Here is a 17,189-nt window from a genome sequence, read left to right on the forward strand (position 1 = left end):
GGGCCAGCCGGAGAAGAAAGGACGGCAAAATCGAAAAACACAAAACAATGACAACGCGGTCCGCCCGCGCCCGGGACCCGGGGGGGCGCCCGAGACGAGTTAAACGGGGGAGCAACGTCCGTGCCATCCGACAGCCGCCGCGCCGTCGATTTTGAGTCCGCCTCCGACCTGATCGACGTCTTCCTGACCCAAGCCGCCCGTTTCAAGGACCAGCCGCTGCTGCGGCGCAAGGTGGACGGCAAGTACCTGCCGGTCTCGTGGCGCAGCGTGCAGCGCGAGGCGCTGGCCCTGGCCAACGCCCTGCTCGACCAGGGGATCGAGCCCGGTGACCGGGTGGCGCTGATCTCCGAGAATCGGCCGGAATGGTTCATCGCCGATCTGGCCATCCTGATGGCCGGGGCCGTGGTCGTCCCCTGCTACGTCACCAACACGGTGGCCGATCACTTGCACGTCCTCGACGATTCGGGGTCCAAGGCGATGGTCGTCTCCACGCCCAAGCTCGCCAAGCGAGCCCTTGAGGCGGCCGCCCAGGCGCGGGTGACGCCGTGGGCCATCGCCATCGAGGACCCGCACCTGCACCAGCACACCGGCATCGACGTGGTGGCCTGGGACGCCCTGGTCACCCGCCACGCCGACCGGCCGCGCCCGCCCACGCTGGCGGCCATCGAGCCCGACGACCTGGCCACCATCATCTACACCAGCGGCACCGGCGGCGCGCCCAAGGGCGTCATGCTCAGCCACCGCAACATCCTGCACAACTGCCGAGGCGCCTACACGGTGCTGAAGCGGATCGGCCTGGGCCGCGAGGTGTTCCTGTCCTTCCTGCCGCTGTCGCATTCGTACGAGCACACGGCGGGGATGCACTTCCCCATCTCCATCGGCGCCGAGATCTGGTTCGCCGAGGGGATCGACCGCCTCGCCGTCAACATGGTCGAGGCACGACCGACCATCATGACCGCCGTGCCGCGCCTGTACGAGACCATGCGCACGCGCGTGCTGCGCGGGCTGGAAAGCCAGAGCGAGGGCAAGCGCAAGCTGTTCCAGCGGGCGCTGGACCTGGGCCTGAAGACGTACCACACCCCCGAGCAGATGACCCTGGGCGAGCGGATCATGAACAGCGTGCTCGGCCTCCTGGTGCGCAAGAAGGTCGCCAAGCGCTTCGGCGGGCGCCTGAAGGCCATGGTCTCCGGCGGCGGGCCGCTCAACGTCGACGTCGGCCTGTTCTTCCACGCCCTCGGCGTCCCCATCCTGCAAGGCTACGGCCAGACGGAATCCTCCCCCGTCATCAGTTGCAACATCCCGGGGCAGGTGCGGATGCACACCGTCGGCCCACCGCTGCGGGACACGGCCGTGCGCATCGCCGAGGACGGGGAGATCCTGGTCAAGGGCGACCTCGTCATGAAGGGCTACTGGAACAACGACAAGGCCACCCGCGAGACCGTGGACGCCGAGGGCTGGCTGCACACCGGCGACGTCGGCCTGATCGACGAACACGGCTGCATCCAGATCACCGACCGCAAGAAGGACATCATCGTCAATTCGGGCGGGGACAACGTCTCGCCGCAACGGGTCGAGGGGCTGCTGTGCCTGGAACCGGAGATCGGCCAGGCCATGGTCTACGGCGACCGCCGGCCGCACCTGGTGGGGCTGCTGGTGCCGGACGAGGACTGGCTGCGGTCCTGGTCCGCCCAGGCCGGCAAGGACGGTGGCCTGGCCGACCTGGCCGAGGATCCGGACCTGCGCAAGGCCATGGCCGAGGCCGTGGGCCGCGTCAACGGCAAGCTCGGGCAGATCGAGAAGGTGCGCAAGTTCATGATCGCGCCGGAGCCGTTCACCGTCGACAACGACCAGATGACGCCGACCATGAAGGTCCGCCGGCATATCCTGAAGGCCGTCTACGGCCCCCGCCTGGAGGGCCTGTACGGGGGGTAAAGCGCCGAGAGCGCTGCGCCGCCAAGGAGGAGACCTTCATGTTCGAGGGATTCTCACGCCATCAGATCACGGCCAACGGCGTCGAAGTGGCCGTCTGGATGGGCGGTGACGGCGCCCCCCTGCTGTTGCTGCACGGGTACCCGCAGACCCACGCCATGTGGCACCGCGTCGCACCGGGCCTGGCCGATCGCTTCACCCTGGTTTGCCCGGACCTGCGCGGCTATGGCGACAGTGAAAAGCCCGTTGGCGACGCACAACACCTCACCTACAGCAAGCGCACCATGGCGGCCGACATGGCGGCATTAATGACGGCCCTGGGGTACGAGACTTTCGCCGTCGCTGGTCACGACCGTGGCGCACGCGTCACACACCGGCTGTGTCTCGACCACGCGGACCGGGTCACCCGCGCGGCGGTGCTCGACATCGTGCCGACGCACACCATGTTCACCCGGTTCCAGAGCGCCATCGCCATGAGTTACTATCACTGGACGTTCCTGGCGCAGCCGACACCGCTGCCGGAGCGGCTGATTGGCAGCGATCCTGACTTCTACCTCGACTGGAAGCTGGGAGCCTGGGGCACCGGCCTAGACGCCTTCGCGCCCGAGGCTCTCGCGGAATACCGCCGCGCCTTCCGTGATCCGGCCTGCATTCACGCCACCTGCGAGGACTACCGCGCCGCCGCCACCATCGACCTTGTCCACGACGAGGCCGACCTGACCGCGCGCGTCCGCTGCCCCCTGCTCGTGCTGTGGGGCGGGCGGGGCGTGATGGAGAAGACCTATGACGTGTTGGAGACTTGGCGTGAAAAAGCGACGGACGTCACCGGACAGACCGTGGACGCCGGCCATTTCCTTGCCGAGGAGCGCCCGGCCGAGACTCTGGCGGCGCTGCGCGGGTTTTTCTTGAACGGCTGATCGGCGCGGTCCGCCAAGGCCGGCAAGGACAGAGCTGGTCGGGGAAATTTGGACACGGCGGTCAGTGGATCTCCTGCCTGAAATCGGCGACGATGCCGAGACATGAGACATCTTATGGCGAGACGACCGCGCCGGAACCACGCGCCGGCTTTCAAGGCGAAGGTAGCCCTTGCGGCCATCAAGGGCGAGAACACGCTGGCCGAGCCGGCGCCGCAGTTCGACGTCCACCCGAACCAGATCACGGCGTGACGCGCCCAGCTTCTGGAGGGGGCTGTGGGCGTGTTCGGCGACCCGGCGGCGGGCGGCTCCGCCCCGGCCGTGGACGTCAAGGAACTGCACGCGAAGATCGGCCAGTATCTGTTCTTCTACAACAGCCGCCGGCCGCATTCTTCCGTCGGCGGCCGGACGCCGGACGCGGCCTATGGGGCGACGATCCCGGAGGCCATGGCCGCATGATGATTACCGCCGCCCCTTGGGCCCCTTCCGGTCGGGCTCCGCCCTCCGTGCAGGGGCCCCGGGGGCGGTTCACCCACCGCAGGCGTTCCACTAAAAATCCGCCAAACGCTGTCTCGACGACTCCGGCCACCTCTGTGGTCCTCGACCTGTTCAGCCACAACGTGGTCGGCTGGGCCAAGCGCGACCTGTTCGCCTCCATCGAAGGCTATTACAATCGTCGGCGCCTGCACTCTGCGCTCGGCTACATCACACCAGAGCAGGCCGAGCGTCGTGCCGCACAAACCGGTGTCCACTTTTTCGGGGTAAGGTCAACAGTGGGTTCGCCGTGGCGCTGTACGTGACCTGCCGCCACCTCGTGATGGCCGAGTTGTAGACCCGGCCATGACAGGCCTCCGACTGTGAACCGACCTGGCCAAATGACCTACGATCGGCACGGGGTCATTCGTCAAAAAACTGTATTTCAATGAGTTACACCGGCCGAAGAATGAACTGACTTCATTCGTCGGCCGGTATTACACGGGGCGCGTCACGCCATCGCCGGCATGGGCTCGCGCGAGGCGGCGTCGGAGCCACCGCCGGGAGCGGCGCGGTGCATCCACTGTTGCAGCTTCTCGAACGCGCGCACCTCGATCTGGCGCACCCGCTCGCGCGAGATGCCGTATTCGCGGGAGAGGTCCTCCAGCGTCATCGGCTCCTCGCTCAGGCGCCGCTCGGTCAGGATATGGCGCTCGCGCTGGTTCAGGGTGTCCATCGCCCGGGCCAGCAGGTCGCGGCGCTGGCCCAGTTCCTCGTGGTCGGCCAGCATCGACTCCTGGCTCTCGCCGTCATCGACCAACCAATCCTGCCACTCGCCCTCGCCGTCCATGCGGACCGGCGCGTTCAGCGAGTGGTCGGGGCTGCCCAGGCGGCGGTTCATGTTGACCACGTCCTGTTCCGGCACGCCCAGCTTGGTGGCGATCTCGGTGACGCTCTCGAACGGCAGGTCGCCGTCCTCCATGAGCTGGAGCTGGCCCTTCATCTTGCGCAGGTTGAAGAACAGCTTCTTCTGCGCGGCCGTGGTGCCCATCTTCACCAGCGACCAGGAATGCAGGATGTATTCCTGGATCGAGGCGCGAATCCACCACATGGCATAGGTGGCCAGCCGGAAGCCCCGGTCCGGATCGAAGCGCTTGACCGCCTGCATCAGGCCGACGTTGCCTTCGGAGATCACCTCGCCCATCGGCAGCCCATAGCCACGATAGCCCATGGCGATCTTGGCCACCAAGCGCAGGTGGCTGGAGACCAGCCGGTGCGCGGCGTCGCTGTCCTCGGTGTCCCGATAGCGCTTGGCCAGCATGTACTCCTCATCCGGGGCCAGCATCGGGTACTTGCGGATGTTCTGGAGGTACCGCGACAGATTGCTTTCCGGTTCGAGGCCAAGGAGGCCGCCGGGTGCGTTCGCCATGAGTCGCTCTCCTTGTTTCCGGCCCCGCGCGTTGGACGGGGGCTTGGTGCCTGTCTCGGCGGGACCGAGAAGCCCTGCCGAACTTGTTGGAGTGATCCTAACCTGCCTCCATGCCCGAGTCCAATCATACTGTACCGAATTGGTCAGAAATGAGGCCGCCAAGGTTACATCGCGTTCAGGCGGGTCAGGATGTCGGTGATCACATCCGGCATACGGGACTCGAACGTCATCGGTTCACCAGTCTCCGGATGGCGGAACCCGATCGCCACGGCGTGCAGCGCCTGCCGGGGCAGGGCGATCAGGGGCGCCATGACCTCGGGCGGCAGCGGCGGCCGGCGGGGCGGCCGACCATATGTCGCGTCGCCGACCAGGGGGTGACCAATGTGGGTCATGTGCACGCGAATCTGATGGGTCCGGCCGGTCGCCAGGCGGCATTCCACCAGGGACAGCGCCGTGCCCCACGCCCGCAGCGTCCGATAGCGGGTCAACGCCGGCTTGCCGCCCTCGGCAACGACGGCCATGCGGGTCCGCTGGGTCGGGTGCCGGCCGATGGCGCCCTCGATCTCGCCCGCCGCCGGGCTGGGCACACCCCACACCAATGCATGATACACCCGATGCAGGGTCCGGTCAGCAAATTGTGCGGCAAGCGTCCGATGCGCCCGGTCGGTCTTGGCGACCACCATGAGTCCGCTAGTCTCCTTGTCCAGGCGGTGGACGATGCCCGGGCGGCGCACGCCGCCGATTCCCGACAGGCTGTCGCCGCAGTGCGCCAGGAGGGCGTTGACCAGGGTGTTGTCCGCGTTGCCCGGGGCCGGGTGCACCACCATGCCGGCTGGCTTGTCGACGACGACGAGGTGCGCGTCCTCGAACGCCACCGTCAGCGGCATGGCGCTGGGGCGCGGCGTCGGGTCGACCGGCGGCGGTTCGGCCAGGCGCACCACCTCGCCCGCCTTCAGGCGCCGTCCCGGCTCTGTCACCACCACGCCGTCCATGGTCAAGGCACCCCCTTCGATCAAGACCTTGAGTCGAGAACGCGAATGGCCGCTGTGGGTTCCCGCCAGCCAGCGATCCAGGCGCTGACCGGCCGCGTCGGCCGGGACGGTGGCGACGAAGGGGGGCGGAGACGCGGGGGAGTCGTTGCCCTCGGTCATGGGAGTCCCTTAAACCTGGGGCGGATGATCGCTGTCATCCGTCCCCACCACACCGAGGATTCGCCGCATGGTCGCTGTCAAGAGTCTGGTCGTCTTCATGGGCGTTCTGCTCGTCCTGGGGCTCGGGTTGTTAGGGTACGGCATGATCCAGCAATCCGACAAAATGCGCCAACACGAAGACAATCGTGAGGCGACGTTCGGGCCGGCCGCCCTGGACGAGCCGGAGGGCACGCGCATTGCCCACATGCGCACGGACGGCGCGGGGCGTCTGCTGCTGGGGCTGACCGGGGGTGGCCGACCCGACCGCGTGGCGGTGGTCGACCTGGCCGACGGGCGCCATTTGGGAACGGTGCTCGTCACCGGGCCGGCGGACCGGTGAGCGAGGCGCATCCGCGCGCGGTGCTGATGCCGGCCGAGGTCCGGGCGGTGATCCTGGACCATGTCCGCGCCGGGTGGCCCGCCGAGGCCTGCGGGCTGTTGAGTGGTCGCGACCGGCCCGACGGGACCGTGCGAGTCGAGGCCGCGCATCCGACCGCCAACGTTGACACCAGCGGGCGGCCCGATCGCTTCGAGGTGGACCCGGCCGCCCGCATCGCGCTGACGCGGGCGCTACGCGGCGGTCCGTGCCGGATCGTGGGCCATTTCCATTCCCACCCCGGGAGCGATCCGGTGCCCAGCGAAACCGACCGCCGGGCGGCCTATGAACCGGACCTGGTGTGGCTGATCATTGGGTTGCGCGGTGGGGACGACCCGGCACCGGACCTGACGGCGTGGGCGGTGGTCGGTCCGGCCGGGCCGGAGGGGGCGGTCGGGTTTCGGCCCGTCGTACTGCGCGTCGAGGGGCCAATCTGACGCCGTCCGTCGGAGGCCAATACCAGGGGCTGGCGGCGTTTCGAATGCAGGCGACCATCGCATTGCGGACGCCGCTGGCCCCCCTTATATTTTCGGGGCGTTTGCGGGGTTCACGTCCCCAAGCGATAGCCTTTGCGTTGCAGTGAGCGAGCGCCTGCAACCGAACGAGCCGATCCACGCCGCAGGCACAGCCGACGCGATGGAAACGGGGCTCGCCGCACGTTGCTCCTTGAGGTGAAAAATGGCATCGATCATTGTTTCGATCGTCATTGTTTCGATCGTCAGTGCGATCATTGCTGTCTTGTCACTTTCGGTGTCCATATTCCTTTTTCTGAAGCGGCAACGCCGGGATACCACCATGCTGGTGTATCGGGCGCACCTCGATTCCATTCAGATCGGCATTGACCACCCCTATGTTCTGAACTGGGAACCGGAGCGCGTGGGCGAGCTTAATTCCGAACAGACGAAAATTTACTACCAGTATGTATTTTTCCTCTTGAATGTCGTCGAAATGTCGGAAAAGTCGGAAAGCGTGATGCTCGATCGCGGGCAGCTCATTGATGTCTATGCAAATGTTCACAAGGATATTCTGATGAAGATCCCACCTGAGATTTGCACAACGTTCTCGGAAACGACGCGAGCGCAACTCAGGGCTCGTCTTCCCGGCTCCAACTGGTAACGCCAGAGGCTGCGCGACACAAAAAAAGCTGGCAGTCCGCCAGCCCGTTCGTCACGTGCCTTTGGCCTGCCAGCCTTCACCCTCGATCGCGATCCACCATGGGATCCCGTTCCTCCTGTTTACACGGCCGCTTTCGGTGTTCCGGACACCGCCGGAACCACTTTGGCGAGGCGTTGTTCGAACGCCTTCATCTCTTCAGCGACATGGTCATCCACACGGGGTCCGTGGAACGCCATGGCGTACCGGAAAAAAACAAGGAAGCGCAACATGACCGCGTCCTCCCTTTCTGGGTGTGAGCCGTTTCGACGCCCAACGTCGATGTCTTTAATGTAACGACGCCGGTCCTCGAGCGCAATAGAAAAAGCGCACCCGGTGCGCAAAAATCCGAAAAAGCGTTTTGTACTAATTTGATATTGGTCGACAACGCGGCCCGCCCCGCGCCGCGTAAACGGCGCGGGGCGGCGGGCTTCTCCCGCCTTGCGCGCTGGCCGGGTGGCGTCAGGCCGGCACGTCCGGGGTGGTGGTGACGGCGGGGTCCCGAGCCATGGCGCCGATGGCATCGACCCGCTTTTTCAGGCTCAGGCGGTCGAGCGATGAGAGCGGCAGGCTGACGAAGATCGCGATCCGGTTGTAGAGCATCCGTATGGCGTCGTTGAACACGGCCGCCGTTGCCGCCTCGCTGCCCTCGAACGCCGCCGGATCGGGCACCCCCCAGTGGGCGGTCATGGGCTGGCCGGGCCAGATCGGGCACGTCTCGCCGGCGGCGTCATCGCAGACCGTGAAGACGAAATCCATGTGCGGCGCATCCGGGCCGGCGAATTCGTCCCAGCTTTTCGGCCGCAGGCCCTCTACCGGATACCCGTCCCTCTTGAGCACGGCGAGGGCGCGGGGATGCACCGCGTCCTTCGGGAAGGAGCCGGCGGAATAGGCGCGGAACCGGCCCTGGCCCTCGTGGTTCAGGATCGCCTCGGCGATCTGGCTGCGGGCCGAGTTGCCGGTACACAGGAACAGAACGTTTTTCGGGGTCACATCGTTGCTCGTCATACTGAAGCCTCCGGGCAGGGTGGCGATGTCCTGTGGCGCGCCGCCGGTCGCGATGGCTGGGCAAAACCCCCTCGTCACGTTTTGGCCCAGGGCCTCCAGTGCGATGAGGTTGGCGATGTAGTGCAGCGTCCGCCCCTCCCGCCGGCTCTCCACCAGTCCCGCCTCGCGCAACTGGCTGAGATGAAACGACATGGTGGACGGCGACACGCCGCACAGCGCCGCCAAATCTCCGGCGGGGACGCCCTTGCTGCCGGCCAGGACCATCGCCTGCACGGCGCGGACGCGGGGTTCGGCGGCCAGGGCGGCCATGAGGTCTGCGATCAGGTTCGGTTTCATGTTTCGAATATAATCGAAATGAGGGCGGGCGTCACGAGTTATTTCGATATATATCGAAAGGACAGCGCCGGACCAGACCCTCGCCCCGAACGGCTGGCCGAAGCCGCGCGGGTGGGGTAGACCGGGGACCCCGTTCGCTCTGGCCAGGTTCACGATGACTCCCGGATCCCGTCTTCATGCCGCCCTCGATCTGCTGGGCGAGATCGCCGCCTCGCCCCGTCCCGCCGACGCCGTGGTGCAGGCGTATCTGCGCGGGCGGCGCTACATGGGCGGCGGCGATCGGCGCGCGGTGACCGAGCGGGTCTATGGCGTGCTGCGCCGGCACGCCCGCCTGGGCTGGTGGACGGGGGAGGGGACCCCGCGCGAGCGCCTGATCGCCGATCTGGTGTTGACCGACGGCCTTGATGCCGCGGCGCTGAAAGCGCTGTTCACCGGCAAGGGCCACGATCCCGCGCCGCTGACGGACGACGAGCGGGCGCTGGCACGGCGCCTGTTCGGGCAACCGCTGGAACCCCCCGAGATGCCCGAGGCGGCGCGGCTGGAGCTGCCCGAGTGGCTGGCGCCGCTGCTGGCGGACAGCCTGGGGGAGGACTGGCGCGCAGTGGTCGCCGCCCTGAACGGCGAGGCGCCGCTCGACCTGCGCGCCAACGCCCTCAAGGCCGATCGCGACGGCGCCCGCGCGGCGCTGGCCGAGGCCGGGATTGTCGCCGAGGACGGGCCGTTGGCGGCGCTGGCGCTGCGCGTGCGGGGGCGTGTGGCGCTGGCGGCGACGGCGGCGTTCCGCGACGGGCTGGTCGAGGTGCAGGACGTCGGCTCGCAGGTGGCCGCCGCCCTGGTCGGCGCCGCGCCGGGCCTGGCGGTGTGCGACTTCTGCGCCGGCGCCGGCGGCAAGACGCTGGCCCTGGCCGGCGCCATGGGGAACACCGGCCGCCTGCTGGCCTGCGACGTCTCGGCGACGCGGCTGGACCGGGCGCGGGTGCGGCTGCGCCGGGCGGGGGTGCACAACGCCGTCCTGCGCGCGCTCGACGAGTCGTCCCGCAAGTGGCTGAAGCGCCAAGCCGGCGGGTTCGACCGCGTTCTGGTGGACGCGCCCTGCACCGGCACCGGGGCCTGGCGGCGCAATCCGGACGCGCGCTGGCGGCTGGTGTCGGAGGACCTGTCGCGGCTGACGGGTGAGCAGGACGCCATCCTGGCCCGCGCCGCGCGGCTGGTCAAGCCGGGGGGACGGCTGGTTTATGTGACCTGTTCGCTCCTGCGCGCCGAGAACGAGGAGCGCGTGGCGGCGTTTCTTGGCGGCACGGCGGGGGCCGCGTTCACCCCCGTGCCGGTGACCGACGCCTGGGCCGAGGCGCGGCAGGCGGGCACCGTGACCGGGCCGTGCCCGGCGCCGGAGGGCGCGACGGCCCTACGCCTGTCGCCGACAGCGCACGATACGGATGGGTTCTTCGTCGCCGTCATGGCCCGCGCGCCAGCCTAACGCAGACCTGTCATACGAAGTCCGCTTGATTCGTTCCGGTTCGGTTGGCGTTGGCCGGTTCCTCCCCCCGTCGGCTATCTGATTCACACAACTTTACTCTTGCTCGTCATTGCGAGGAGCGAAGCCCAAAAACCAAAACTGGGGCAATCCAGGGCGGATATCTGCGTTTTACGCCCTGGATTGCTTCAACCTTGTCTTATACCGGGCGACGATAGGAATGACTCGTCCCCATTCGCCGGGCGCGGTGCCGAGGCGGGAGATCCCTCGGCTCGCTGTCGCTCGCTCGGGATGACGTATGTTTTTGTTTTTTATAAACTTATCCGTCATCCCGAAGCGTCCGTCAGGACGCGAGGGATCTCCCAAGGTGGCGTGCCGACGGTCCGGAAATACGTGTCACGATTTCCGTCGCTTGGTCTTACGACGAGGGTTCGCAATGACGAGTCATGGTCCTGTTCGCAGCCGTCGTAGGGTGCGTCTGGAGGCGGCGACGCCGCCGACGACGCACCGGGTGGCCGCGACGGCCGCAACCCGCCGCATCGCCCGCCACGAAAGCCCTTGACGCCCCGGGTGTGGCTGTTACTATACAACCCGACCAGCGGAGTCACCGACTGCGGCCTTGCCGCAACACGACCGGACCGCCGGCCATCGGAACCCGACAGGCGATCTCAGCCCCCTTGTTTGCGCATGGCAAGTGTAGTAGTCACTGCATAACGCGCCGTACAGGATGTCACCGCGCACGAAAGGCCCGGAATGACCGCCGGAAACGACCACAGCACACCGCCGTCCGATCACGCCGGTCCGAACGGACCGTCCCTGGGCTCGACGCCCGCCTCCGATGCCTTCGCGCGGGAGTCCGTTATGCCCGCGCTGACGACCCTGGCCGCCACGGCCGAGGCGAAGGCCCTGACCACCGCCGATGTCGTCGATGCCCTGATCAACACCCAGGCCGCCTTTCTCAGTTCCATCCTGGGGCCCAAGGCGACCGGCGACCTGCTGCAGGCCCAGGGCCGCCAGATCGCCGCCGCCGCCGCCAACGCCGCCACCAACGCCCCCGCCTCACCCGCCGTGTCGATCCACGACACGGCCGGAACCGGCTGACGGCCGCGCGTGGCCCCGCGCGGACGGAGCCCTTGACAGTGCCCCCTTGCAAAGACGCGCCCCTTGACAAGACGCACCCTGTATTGATGCTGCTGTACCATACGGACGAACCCGGCCGCGCATCGGCCCGATGCTGACCTCTCCTGACCCCTCCCCGGGCCGTCGCGCGACCGACCGCCCCGGGAGCGGCCAGCCCGCCGCTTCAAAGGGCTTTCCTGGTAAGGGAAGCCGATCGATCGGCATGATACCGAACCCTGAAACGACAGAGAGGCAATCCCATGTCCGCGACCTTTGATGGGGCCTATTACCTCAATCAGTACAGCGACGTCCTGACCGCCATCGTCGGCGGCACCTTCGGCGCCGGCTTCAACACCGACCTGGACGGCGACGGCGACGTCGACAACTTCGACATCGCCCAGTACCACTTCAACATGCACGGCTGGGCCGAGCGCCGCGACCCGAACAGCACGTTCGACACCTCGGCTTACCTGTCCAGCAACTCCGACGTGCTGGCCGCCGGCATCAACCCGTTCTCGCACTTCCAGGCGTATGGCCTGACCGAAGGCCGCGCACCGAACGGCTCCATCCCGGCGGCGGGCAATTTCGACGCCGACGCCTACCTGGCTGCCAACTCCGACGTCTCCGATGCCGTGGACGCCGGCACCTTCGCCTCGGCCTACCAGCACTACATCCTGCACGGCCAGTTCGAGGGCCGCGCCGCGCAGACGACGGGTGGCCAGACGATCACGCCGACGACGAACTCTGGCGGTTCGCCGGGCGATACCGGAACGCCGGGCTCGACGATCCCGCTCACTGATAATGTCGAAGCCGTGACCGGCACCGAGGGCGACGATACCTTCATTGCGGCCAATGCCACCTACAACACCGGCGACTCTGTCAACGGCGGTGGCGGAACGGATCGCCTGAACCTGACGACCACGGCCGCGGAAACTGATCTTGTGGACCTGACGAGCGTCGAGCAGGTCTACCTGCGGAACACTAACTCTGGCACGGCGATTGACGCGAGCGGTTGGAGTGGCGTGTCTCAGATTTGGTACGATCGAGGCACCCAGGACATGGACGTCACGGGCGTTGCGGCATTGGCCACCGTCGGCCTGAACGAGGGTGCTGGCGCGAACTCGGACTTCAATGTTCAGTTCTCGTCATCAGTGCTGTCCGGCTCTTCGGACACTCTGAGTGTCGTGACGACCTCCGCGAGCATCGACGATCTGGATGTCGGTGAGTCGACGGGTACCGAAGAGTTCGAAACCTGGGCGTTCACGAACACTGGCACCAGCACTGTTGCCACCCTCCTTGATGGTGCCGGCAACGCTGAAGACCTCAGCACCGTCACCGCCACAGGCACCGGCTCTCTGACGTTGACCGATGCCCTGGACGCGAACAACGACGGCATTACCGTGACCGTCACCGGCGCCCTCGACTTCACTGGCACCACCAGCGGCGGCAACGATACGCTGACGGGTGGTGATGGCAACGACTCCTTCACCACTGGCGCCGGCAACGACACCGTGAACGGTGGCGCGGGCAATGACACCGTCATCTTCGGCGGCAACCTGACCACCAACGACACCGCCGATGGTGGTGACGGTACCGATACGATCGCCGCCTCGGCCGCGTTTACCTCGGCCGCGCTGACGAACGTGTCGAATTTCGAGCGGGCCCGGTTCGACGCCGACGTCGACCAGGATCTTTCGGTTCTGGAAAGCGCCGGCTTCAGCACCTTCGTCTACAACGTTACCGGCACGCACGTGTCCACCAAGAACAAGGACACGTTTACCCACATCCTGACGGTCGACGCGACCGACTTGGCGCCCGTTGTCGTCACGGACGATCTCAGCAATATCCTGATCGTCGAACTGGACGACGCCGACTTGGCTGGTGAGCTTGGCAATGCCTCCGGCAGCAGCGCTTACGAGACCATCAACCTGACGTCGTCGGGTGAGGACACGGGGGACACGACCAACACCGTCGCCGCCGTCGACGCCGCGAGCGGGGCGACCTTGACCATTTCGGGTAGCTTCGGCCTCACCATCTCCAGCAGCGTCAACTCGATCGTCGCGAATGCGTCGTCGTTCACCGGCAAACTCGGCTTCACCGGCAGCGCGTCAGCCGACGAAATCACGGGTGGCTCCGGCAACGACACCATCGACGGTGCCGGCGGCAACGATACGGTTACCCTGACGGCTGGTGGCAATGATATTGTCGACATCTCGACCGTGACGGGTGTCGTTACGATCGATGGTTTCGCCAGTGGCGATGTCGTGGATATCGAAGAAGCCAGTGGTAAAGACGGCGAGAACGTCATCACCGCAGCCCAGGCAGCTGCGGAAGACCCGACGACGTTGACCACGCAGATCGTGACAATCAACGCCTCCACGACCTCCGTTCTGACCGGCGGTTCCGAGACCATCTCGGACTTCACCGACACGACGGATGTCGCGGCCTACCTTGAGGAAGCGTTCGACATTGCCACCACGGAGGAGTTCTTCTTCGTGCTGAACGATGGAACGAACAGCTACATCTACGAAGTTGTCGAAGCTGGCGACACCACGATCGACGCGGGTGAAACCACGTTGGTTGGCGTTGTGAACGGTTACGTGTTGGGCGCTGACGACGTCTCCCAGACGGCGTAAGCCCGCGTAGCCCGCGTAGGGCGGATTCGCCGCGAAGCGGCACTCCGCCACCTGAGGAAAACCATCGGCGAAAGCCAACCTGGGCGGGGCCTTCGGGCCTCGCCTTTTTTCATGGGGTGCGCCTTCGGCTTTGTGGCGGGTTGCGCCTGCGGCGCGAACCCGCCCTACCGCGTACGGCGGATTCGCGGCGAAGCCGCAATCCGCCTGATGCGGAAAACCATCGGCGAAAGCCAACTTTGGGCGGGGCCTTCGGGCCTCGCCTTTTTTTGTGTGCGTGGTGGCGTGTGCGAGGCGCGAAACCGAAAGGCGTGATAGTATTGATCGCGCACGATTTCTCTTGACGCCCGTCGCCAGCCGCCCTTGAGTCGGAAGCTCATGATCGTCAGCTACAGGGACAAGCGGACAGCAGCGTTCGCGGAGGGTGCGTATGTTCGCGCATTCTCCGGCTTTGCGCGTCAGGCCGAGGTTCGCCTGGATCGTCTGGACGCGGCGACCGAATTGAACGACTTGAGGGCATTGCCTGGAAACCGGCTGGAGGCGTTGAAAGGGGATCGCGCCGGACAGTTCTCGATCCGGATCAACGATCAATGGCGGGTTTGTTTCGAGTGGCCCGACGAATCGCCCGGTCCCGTTAACGTGGAGATCGTTGACTACCACTGATCAGGAGACACATGGTGCGCACACCTATTCACCCTGGAAAGCACCTCGCTGAGGAGTTGCGTGTTCTCGGGATGTCGACTGCGGACCTGGCCCGCGAGATCGACGTGCCGGTTCATCGCGTGACCGGACTCATCGACGGTCAGACGAGCATCACCGCCGACACCGCCTTGCGCCTGGGTCACTGGTTCGGGATCGCGCCGGCCTTCTGGATGAACCTTCAGCAGCTTTTCGAGCTGCGCCGCGCGGAAGGCGAAGTCGGGGCCGAGATCGCGGCGCTTCCCCGTCTGGAAGATCGGTCGCCGCCCGCACCTGGGTCGCATGTGTGACCCTGGCGAAGAGCCTTTCCGTATTGCCCCTTTGCAATAGAGGTCGGCCATGAATGAATTGCTCGATGTGGTCGCGGTTGCCGTCAAAGCGGATTATCGGTTGGAGTTGGAATTCGAGAATGGCGAGGTGCGCGTCTTTAATATGGCGCCGCTTTTGGACAAGAAACCCTTCTCGCGCCTGAAGGAGTCGGGCTCTTTCTTTGGTGCGCGAGTTGACTACGGGACGGTCGTGTGGCCGGGGAACATCGATATCGCCCCGGAAACGTTGTACGACCGCTCTGTTCCGTTGGAGCCCGCGTAGGCGGATTCGCGGCGACGCCGCACTCCGCCTGATGCGGAAAACCATCGGCGAAAGCCAAACTGGGCGGGGCCTTCGGGCCTCGCCTTTTTTCGTCGGGCGCCTGCCGCCGGGTGGCGGGGTGCGCCTGCGGCGCGAACCCGCCCTAAGGCGTTGTTTTTATCGACGGCGGCACCGGGGTCGGGCATGGTGGCGGGCATGACGGCCCATCTGCTGTTCCACAACCGATTCCGGTATCCCGACGGGGCCAGTCTTGACATGAAGATCTGGCGCGTCCCGGTCCCCGTCCCGGGCAGCGGGCATGACCTGAAGGACAGGGAGGACACCCGATGCCAACGGCTCTGCGTGTCGATGGCTATCGGTTCTTTTTCTACAGTGACGAGGGTCATCCCCGGGAGCCACCGCACATCCATGTCCGGCAGGGACGGAACGAAGCCAAATTCTGGCTACAGCCGAATGTCTGTCTGGCCTACAATGAGGGCTTGGATGCCCGAGCGCTGAACCGGGTCCAAAAGTTGGTCGAGCAACACCGAACCCGTTTGGAAAGGGCATGGCATGAGCATTTCGCCTGAAGCGGTCCGTTTCGACGACGACAACATGTGGGTTGATCTGAGCGACGGCCGCACCATCGGGGTGCCCCTGGCCTGGTTCCCGCGCCTGCTTCACGCCTCGCCCGCACAGCGCGAGGACTACGCATTGAGTCGGCGCGGGATGCACTGGGAGGCGCTCGACGAAGACATTTCGGTCGACGGCATCCTGGCCGGGCGCGGAGACCAGACCACCCGCGCTCACAAGGCCGCCTGATGCGGAAAACCATCGGCGAAAGCCAACCTGGGCGGGGCCTTCGGGCGCTGGTCTCGGCTCTTGCGGGGTGGGGATGACGTGTTGCAGCGTGGTCCTTTGCCCTCCGTTGGACCGTTTGCCCCATGCCGCCCGTTGACATCCGCCGCTGGCACCGCCTGTTCGGCATCGCCCTGACCGACCTGTTCGCGGACACGTCGTGGCGGGTTGAGCTGGAGAAGGAACTGGCGCTCAAGAGCCAGCTTCTGGACGTGGCGATCATCGAGGGGCCGGGGGAGGCCCCGGCGGTGCCGGAGGGTCTGCCGGACGGCCTGGATGGTCTGCGGGCGCACAATCTGCTGACCTACAAGTCCCAGCACGAGGCGCTGACGGCGTGGACTTTGGATGAACTGATCGGGCACTATGTTTCGTATCGCAAGCTGACGAGCCCGAAGGATGCGCTGATCCCGGAGGCGGCGTTCGGGCTGTTCGCGGTGGCGACGCGCTTTCCGGAGGGGCTGGCGCGAGAGGTGACCCTGAAGCCGGCCGGGCCGGAAGGGGTGTTTGACGTTCCGTGGGGCGCGCGCCATATCCGTCTTGTGGTGCTGCGCAGGATCGCGCGGCATCCCCGGAACGCGCCCTGGGAGCTGTTCAGCGCCGAGCAGGACCGGCTTCGCGACGGGGTGATGGGATACCGGGCGCGTCGACGAAGCGCGATGGCGCTGCTGCGGGCGCTGTATCAGGCGTACCAGTTGGAGGACCCGGACATGGCGTACACGATGGAAGACTTCCTGCGGGAAGAGCGTGCGGCGTTGCTGAACGACCTGACGCCCGAGGAGCGCCAGCGATTGATCGAGGGGCTGGCCCCGGAGGATGTCCTTAGGCGGTACAGCGCGGATGACGTGGTAAAGGGCCTGAGCCCCGACGAACTGCGTCGGCTGAAGGACCGCCTGGACCGGATGCACTGAGCGAAAGGCCCGCGGTAGGCGGAGTCGCGGCGGAGCCGCACTCCGCCTGATGCGGAAAACCATCGGCGAAAGCCAACCTCGGCGGGGCCTTCGGGCCTCGCCTTTTTTCTTTGGGGGCGC

18 protein-coding genes and 1 pseudogene are annotated in these 17,189 nt (G+C 66.3%); 16 read left to right on the forward strand and 3 right to left on the reverse strand.

Annotation, left to right across the window (positions count from 1 at the left end; all coding sequences use genetic code 11):
- The first annotated feature begins 120 nt into the window (after window positions 1-120).
- From Q0309_RS15440 to Q0309_RS15455, 4 genes and pseudogenes are all read left to right on the forward strand, one after another.
- Window positions 121-1,932, forward strand: a complete 1,812-nt coding sequence (locus Q0309_RS15440) for a long-chain fatty acid--CoA ligase (protein WP_299443136.1) — start codon at window positions 121-123, stop codon at window positions 1,930-1,932.
- Between the two features lie 38 nt (window positions 1,933-1,970).
- Window positions 1,971-2,846, forward strand: a complete 876-nt coding sequence (locus tag Q0309_RS15445; RefSeq protein WP_299443139.1) for an alpha/beta hydrolase — start codon at window positions 1,971-1,973, stop codon at window positions 2,844-2,846.
- Between the two features lie 114 nt (window positions 2,847-2,960).
- Window positions 2,961-3,302 (forward strand): annotated as a pseudogene (locus Q0309_RS15450) (integrase core domain-containing protein).
- Window positions 3,303-3,436: 134 nt separating this feature from the next.
- The gene (locus tag Q0309_RS15455; protein ID WP_299443231.1) at window positions 3,437-3,643 is read left to right on the forward strand and encodes a hypothetical protein; all 207 of its coding nucleotides are present in this window, start codon (window positions 3,437-3,439) and stop codon (window positions 3,641-3,643) included.
- 185 nt (window positions 3,644-3,828) lie between these two features.
- Here the strand turns inward: Q0309_RS15455 and rpoH are convergent, their stop codons facing one another.
- Together rpoH and Q0309_RS15465 are read right to left on the reverse strand one after the other, a co-directional pair.
- Complete coding sequence (rpoH, locus tag Q0309_RS15460; RefSeq protein ID WP_299443142.1) at window positions 3,829-4,746, reverse strand: RNA polymerase sigma factor RpoH; 918 nt, start codon at window positions 4,744-4,746, stop codon at window positions 3,829-3,831.
- A 164-nt stretch (window positions 4,747-4,910) separates the two neighbouring features.
- Entirely contained in the window at window positions 4,911-5,897 is a 987-nt protein-coding gene (locus tag Q0309_RS15465) for an RluA family pseudouridine synthase (protein ID WP_299443144.1), read from the reverse strand.
- A 67-nt stretch (window positions 5,898-5,964) separates the two neighbouring features.
- Here Q0309_RS15465 and Q0309_RS15470 point away from each other — a divergent pair, with 67 nt between their 5' ends.
- The 3 genes from Q0309_RS15470 to Q0309_RS15480 all read left to right on the forward strand — a co-directional run bounded on the left by Q0309_RS15470 (window position 5,965) and on the right by Q0309_RS15480 (window position 7,428).
- On the forward strand, window positions 5,965-6,276 hold the full coding sequence (locus Q0309_RS15470; RefSeq protein WP_299443146.1) for a hypothetical protein: 312 nt from the start codon (window positions 5,965-5,967) through the stop codon (window positions 6,274-6,276).
- On the forward strand, window positions 6,273-6,749 hold the full coding sequence (locus Q0309_RS15475; RefSeq protein WP_299443149.1) for a M67 family metallopeptidase: 477 nt from the start codon (window positions 6,273-6,275) through the stop codon (window positions 6,747-6,749). Before Q0309_RS15470 ends, Q0309_RS15475 begins: the two co-directional genes overlap by 4 nt.
- Before the next feature lie 241 nt (window positions 6,750-6,990).
- Entirely contained in the window at window positions 6,991-7,428 is a 438-nt protein-coding gene (locus Q0309_RS15480; protein WP_299443151.1) for a hypothetical protein, read from the forward strand.
- A gap of 498 nt (window positions 7,429-7,926) precedes the next feature.
- Here the strand turns inward: Q0309_RS15480 and Q0309_RS18660 are convergent, their stop codons facing one another.
- Window positions 7,927-8,808 (reverse strand): metalloregulator ArsR/SmtB family transcription factor, encoded by an 882-nt coding sequence (locus tag Q0309_RS18660; protein WP_366940640.1) that lies wholly within the window; start codon window positions 8,806-8,808, stop codon window positions 7,927-7,929.
- Window positions 8,809-8,962: 154 nt separating this feature from the next.
- Here Q0309_RS18660 and Q0309_RS15495 point away from each other — a divergent pair, with 154 nt between their 5' ends.
- From Q0309_RS15495 to Q0309_RS15535, 9 genes are all read left to right on the forward strand, one after another.
- Window positions 8,963-10,285 (forward strand): RsmB/NOP family class I SAM-dependent RNA methyltransferase, encoded by a 1,323-nt coding sequence (locus Q0309_RS15495; RefSeq protein WP_299443154.1) that lies wholly within the window; start codon window positions 8,963-8,965, stop codon window positions 10,283-10,285.
- Window positions 10,286-11,143: 858 nt separating this feature from the next.
- Window positions 11,144-11,383 carry a hypothetical protein gene (locus Q0309_RS15500; protein ID WP_299443157.1) on the forward strand — a complete coding sequence of 80 codons (240 nt, stop codon included), beginning with the start codon at window positions 11,144-11,146 and terminating at the stop codon, window positions 11,381-11,383.
- A gap of 278 nt (window positions 11,384-11,661) precedes the next feature.
- Window positions 11,662-14,037: a hypothetical protein gene (locus Q0309_RS15505; protein ID WP_299443160.1), complete on the forward strand. Its 2,376-nt coding sequence runs from the start codon at window positions 11,662-11,664 to the stop codon at window positions 14,035-14,037.
- Between the two features lie 375 nt (window positions 14,038-14,412).
- On the forward strand, window positions 14,413-14,697 hold the full coding sequence (locus tag Q0309_RS15510; RefSeq protein WP_299443163.1) for a type II toxin-antitoxin system RelE/ParE family toxin: 285 nt from the start codon (window positions 14,413-14,415) through the stop codon (window positions 14,695-14,697).
- 11 nt (window positions 14,698-14,708) lie between these two features.
- Window positions 14,709-15,023: a HigA family addiction module antitoxin gene (locus Q0309_RS15515; protein ID WP_299443166.1), complete on the forward strand. Its 315-nt coding sequence runs from the start codon at window positions 14,709-14,711 to the stop codon at window positions 15,021-15,023.
- A gap of 49 nt (window positions 15,024-15,072) precedes the next feature.
- A complete protein-coding gene (locus Q0309_RS15520) occupies window positions 15,073-15,324 on the forward strand; it encodes a DUF2442 domain-containing protein (RefSeq protein WP_299443169.1) in 252 nt (83 codons plus the stop codon).
- Window positions 15,325-15,650: 326 nt separating this feature from the next.
- Window positions 15,651-15,893 carry a DUF4160 domain-containing protein gene (locus tag Q0309_RS15525; RefSeq protein ID WP_299443172.1) on the forward strand — a complete coding sequence of 81 codons (243 nt, stop codon included), beginning with the start codon at window positions 15,651-15,653 and terminating at the stop codon, window positions 15,891-15,893.
- Window positions 15,877-16,125 carry a DUF2442 domain-containing protein gene (locus Q0309_RS15530; RefSeq protein WP_299443175.1) on the forward strand — a complete coding sequence of 83 codons (249 nt, stop codon included), beginning with the start codon at window positions 15,877-15,879 and terminating at the stop codon, window positions 16,123-16,125. Before Q0309_RS15525 ends, Q0309_RS15530 begins: the two co-directional genes overlap by 17 nt.
- Before the next feature lie 122 nt (window positions 16,126-16,247).
- Entirely contained in the window at window positions 16,248-17,069 is an 822-nt protein-coding gene (locus tag Q0309_RS15535; RefSeq protein ID WP_299443178.1) for a hypothetical protein, read from the forward strand.
- Window positions 17,070-17,189: the final 120 nt, after the last annotated feature.

It is taken from the genome of uncultured Rhodospira sp. (assembly GCF_937138205.1).
In the GTDB taxonomy this organism is placed as follows: Bacteria; Pseudomonadota; Alphaproteobacteria; order Rhodospirillales; family Rhodospirillaceae; genus Rhodospira.

What these genes read in the sequence shown, in the direction of transcription:
- Q0309_RS15445 (WP_299443139.1), top strand. Translation starts at nt 1,971, where the DNA reads ATGTTCGAGGGATTCTCACGCCATCAGATCACGGCCAACGGCGTCGAA.
- Q0309_RS15515 (WP_299443166.1), top strand. Translation starts at nt 14,709, where the DNA reads ATGGTGCGCACACCTATTCACCCTGGAAAGCACCTCGCTGAGGAGTTG.
- Q0309_RS15525 (WP_299443172.1), top strand. Translation starts at nt 15,651, where the DNA reads ATGCCAACGGCTCTGCGTGTCGATGGCTATCGGTTCTTTTTCTACAGT.
- Q0309_RS15470 (WP_299443146.1), top strand. Translation starts at nt 5,965, where the DNA reads ATGGTCGCTGTCAAGAGTCTGGTCGTCTTCATGGGCGTTCTGCTCGTC.
- Q0309_RS15495 (WP_299443154.1), top strand. Translation starts at nt 8,963, where the DNA reads ATGACTCCCGGATCCCGTCTTCATGCCGCCCTCGATCTGCTGGGCGAG.
- Q0309_RS15480 (WP_299443151.1), top strand. Translation starts at nt 6,991, where the DNA reads ATGGCATCGATCATTGTTTCGATCGTCATTGTTTCGATCGTCAGTGCG.
- Q0309_RS15520 (WP_299443169.1), top strand. Translation starts at nt 15,073, where the DNA reads ATGAATGAATTGCTCGATGTGGTCGCGGTTGCCGTCAAAGCGGATTAT.
- Q0309_RS15500 (WP_299443157.1), top strand. Translation starts at nt 11,144, where the DNA reads ATGCCCGCGCTGACGACCCTGGCCGCCACGGCCGAGGCGAAGGCCCTG.
- rpoH (WP_299443142.1), bottom strand. Translation starts at nt 4,746, where the DNA reads ATGGCGAACGCACCCGGCGGCCTCCTTGGCCTCGAACCGGAAAGCAAT.
- Q0309_RS15510 (WP_299443163.1), top strand. Translation starts at nt 14,413, where the DNA reads ATGATCGTCAGCTACAGGGACAAGCGGACAGCAGCGTTCGCGGAGGGT.
- Q0309_RS15465 (WP_299443144.1), bottom strand. Translation starts at nt 5,897, where the DNA reads ATGACCGAGGGCAACGACTCCCCCGCGTCTCCGCCCCCCTTCGTCGCC.
- Q0309_RS15505 (WP_299443160.1), top strand. Translation starts at nt 11,662, where the DNA reads ATGTCCGCGACCTTTGATGGGGCCTATTACCTCAATCAGTACAGCGAC.
- Q0309_RS18660 (WP_366940640.1), bottom strand. Translation starts at nt 8,808, where the DNA reads ATGAAACCGAACCTGATCGCAGACCTCATGGCCGCCCTGGCCGCCGAA.
- Q0309_RS15535 (WP_299443178.1), top strand. Translation starts at nt 16,248, where the DNA reads ATGCCGCCCGTTGACATCCGCCGCTGGCACCGCCTGTTCGGCATCGCC.
- Q0309_RS15530 (WP_299443175.1), top strand. Translation starts at nt 15,877, where the DNA reads ATGAGCATTTCGCCTGAAGCGGTCCGTTTCGACGACGACAACATGTGG.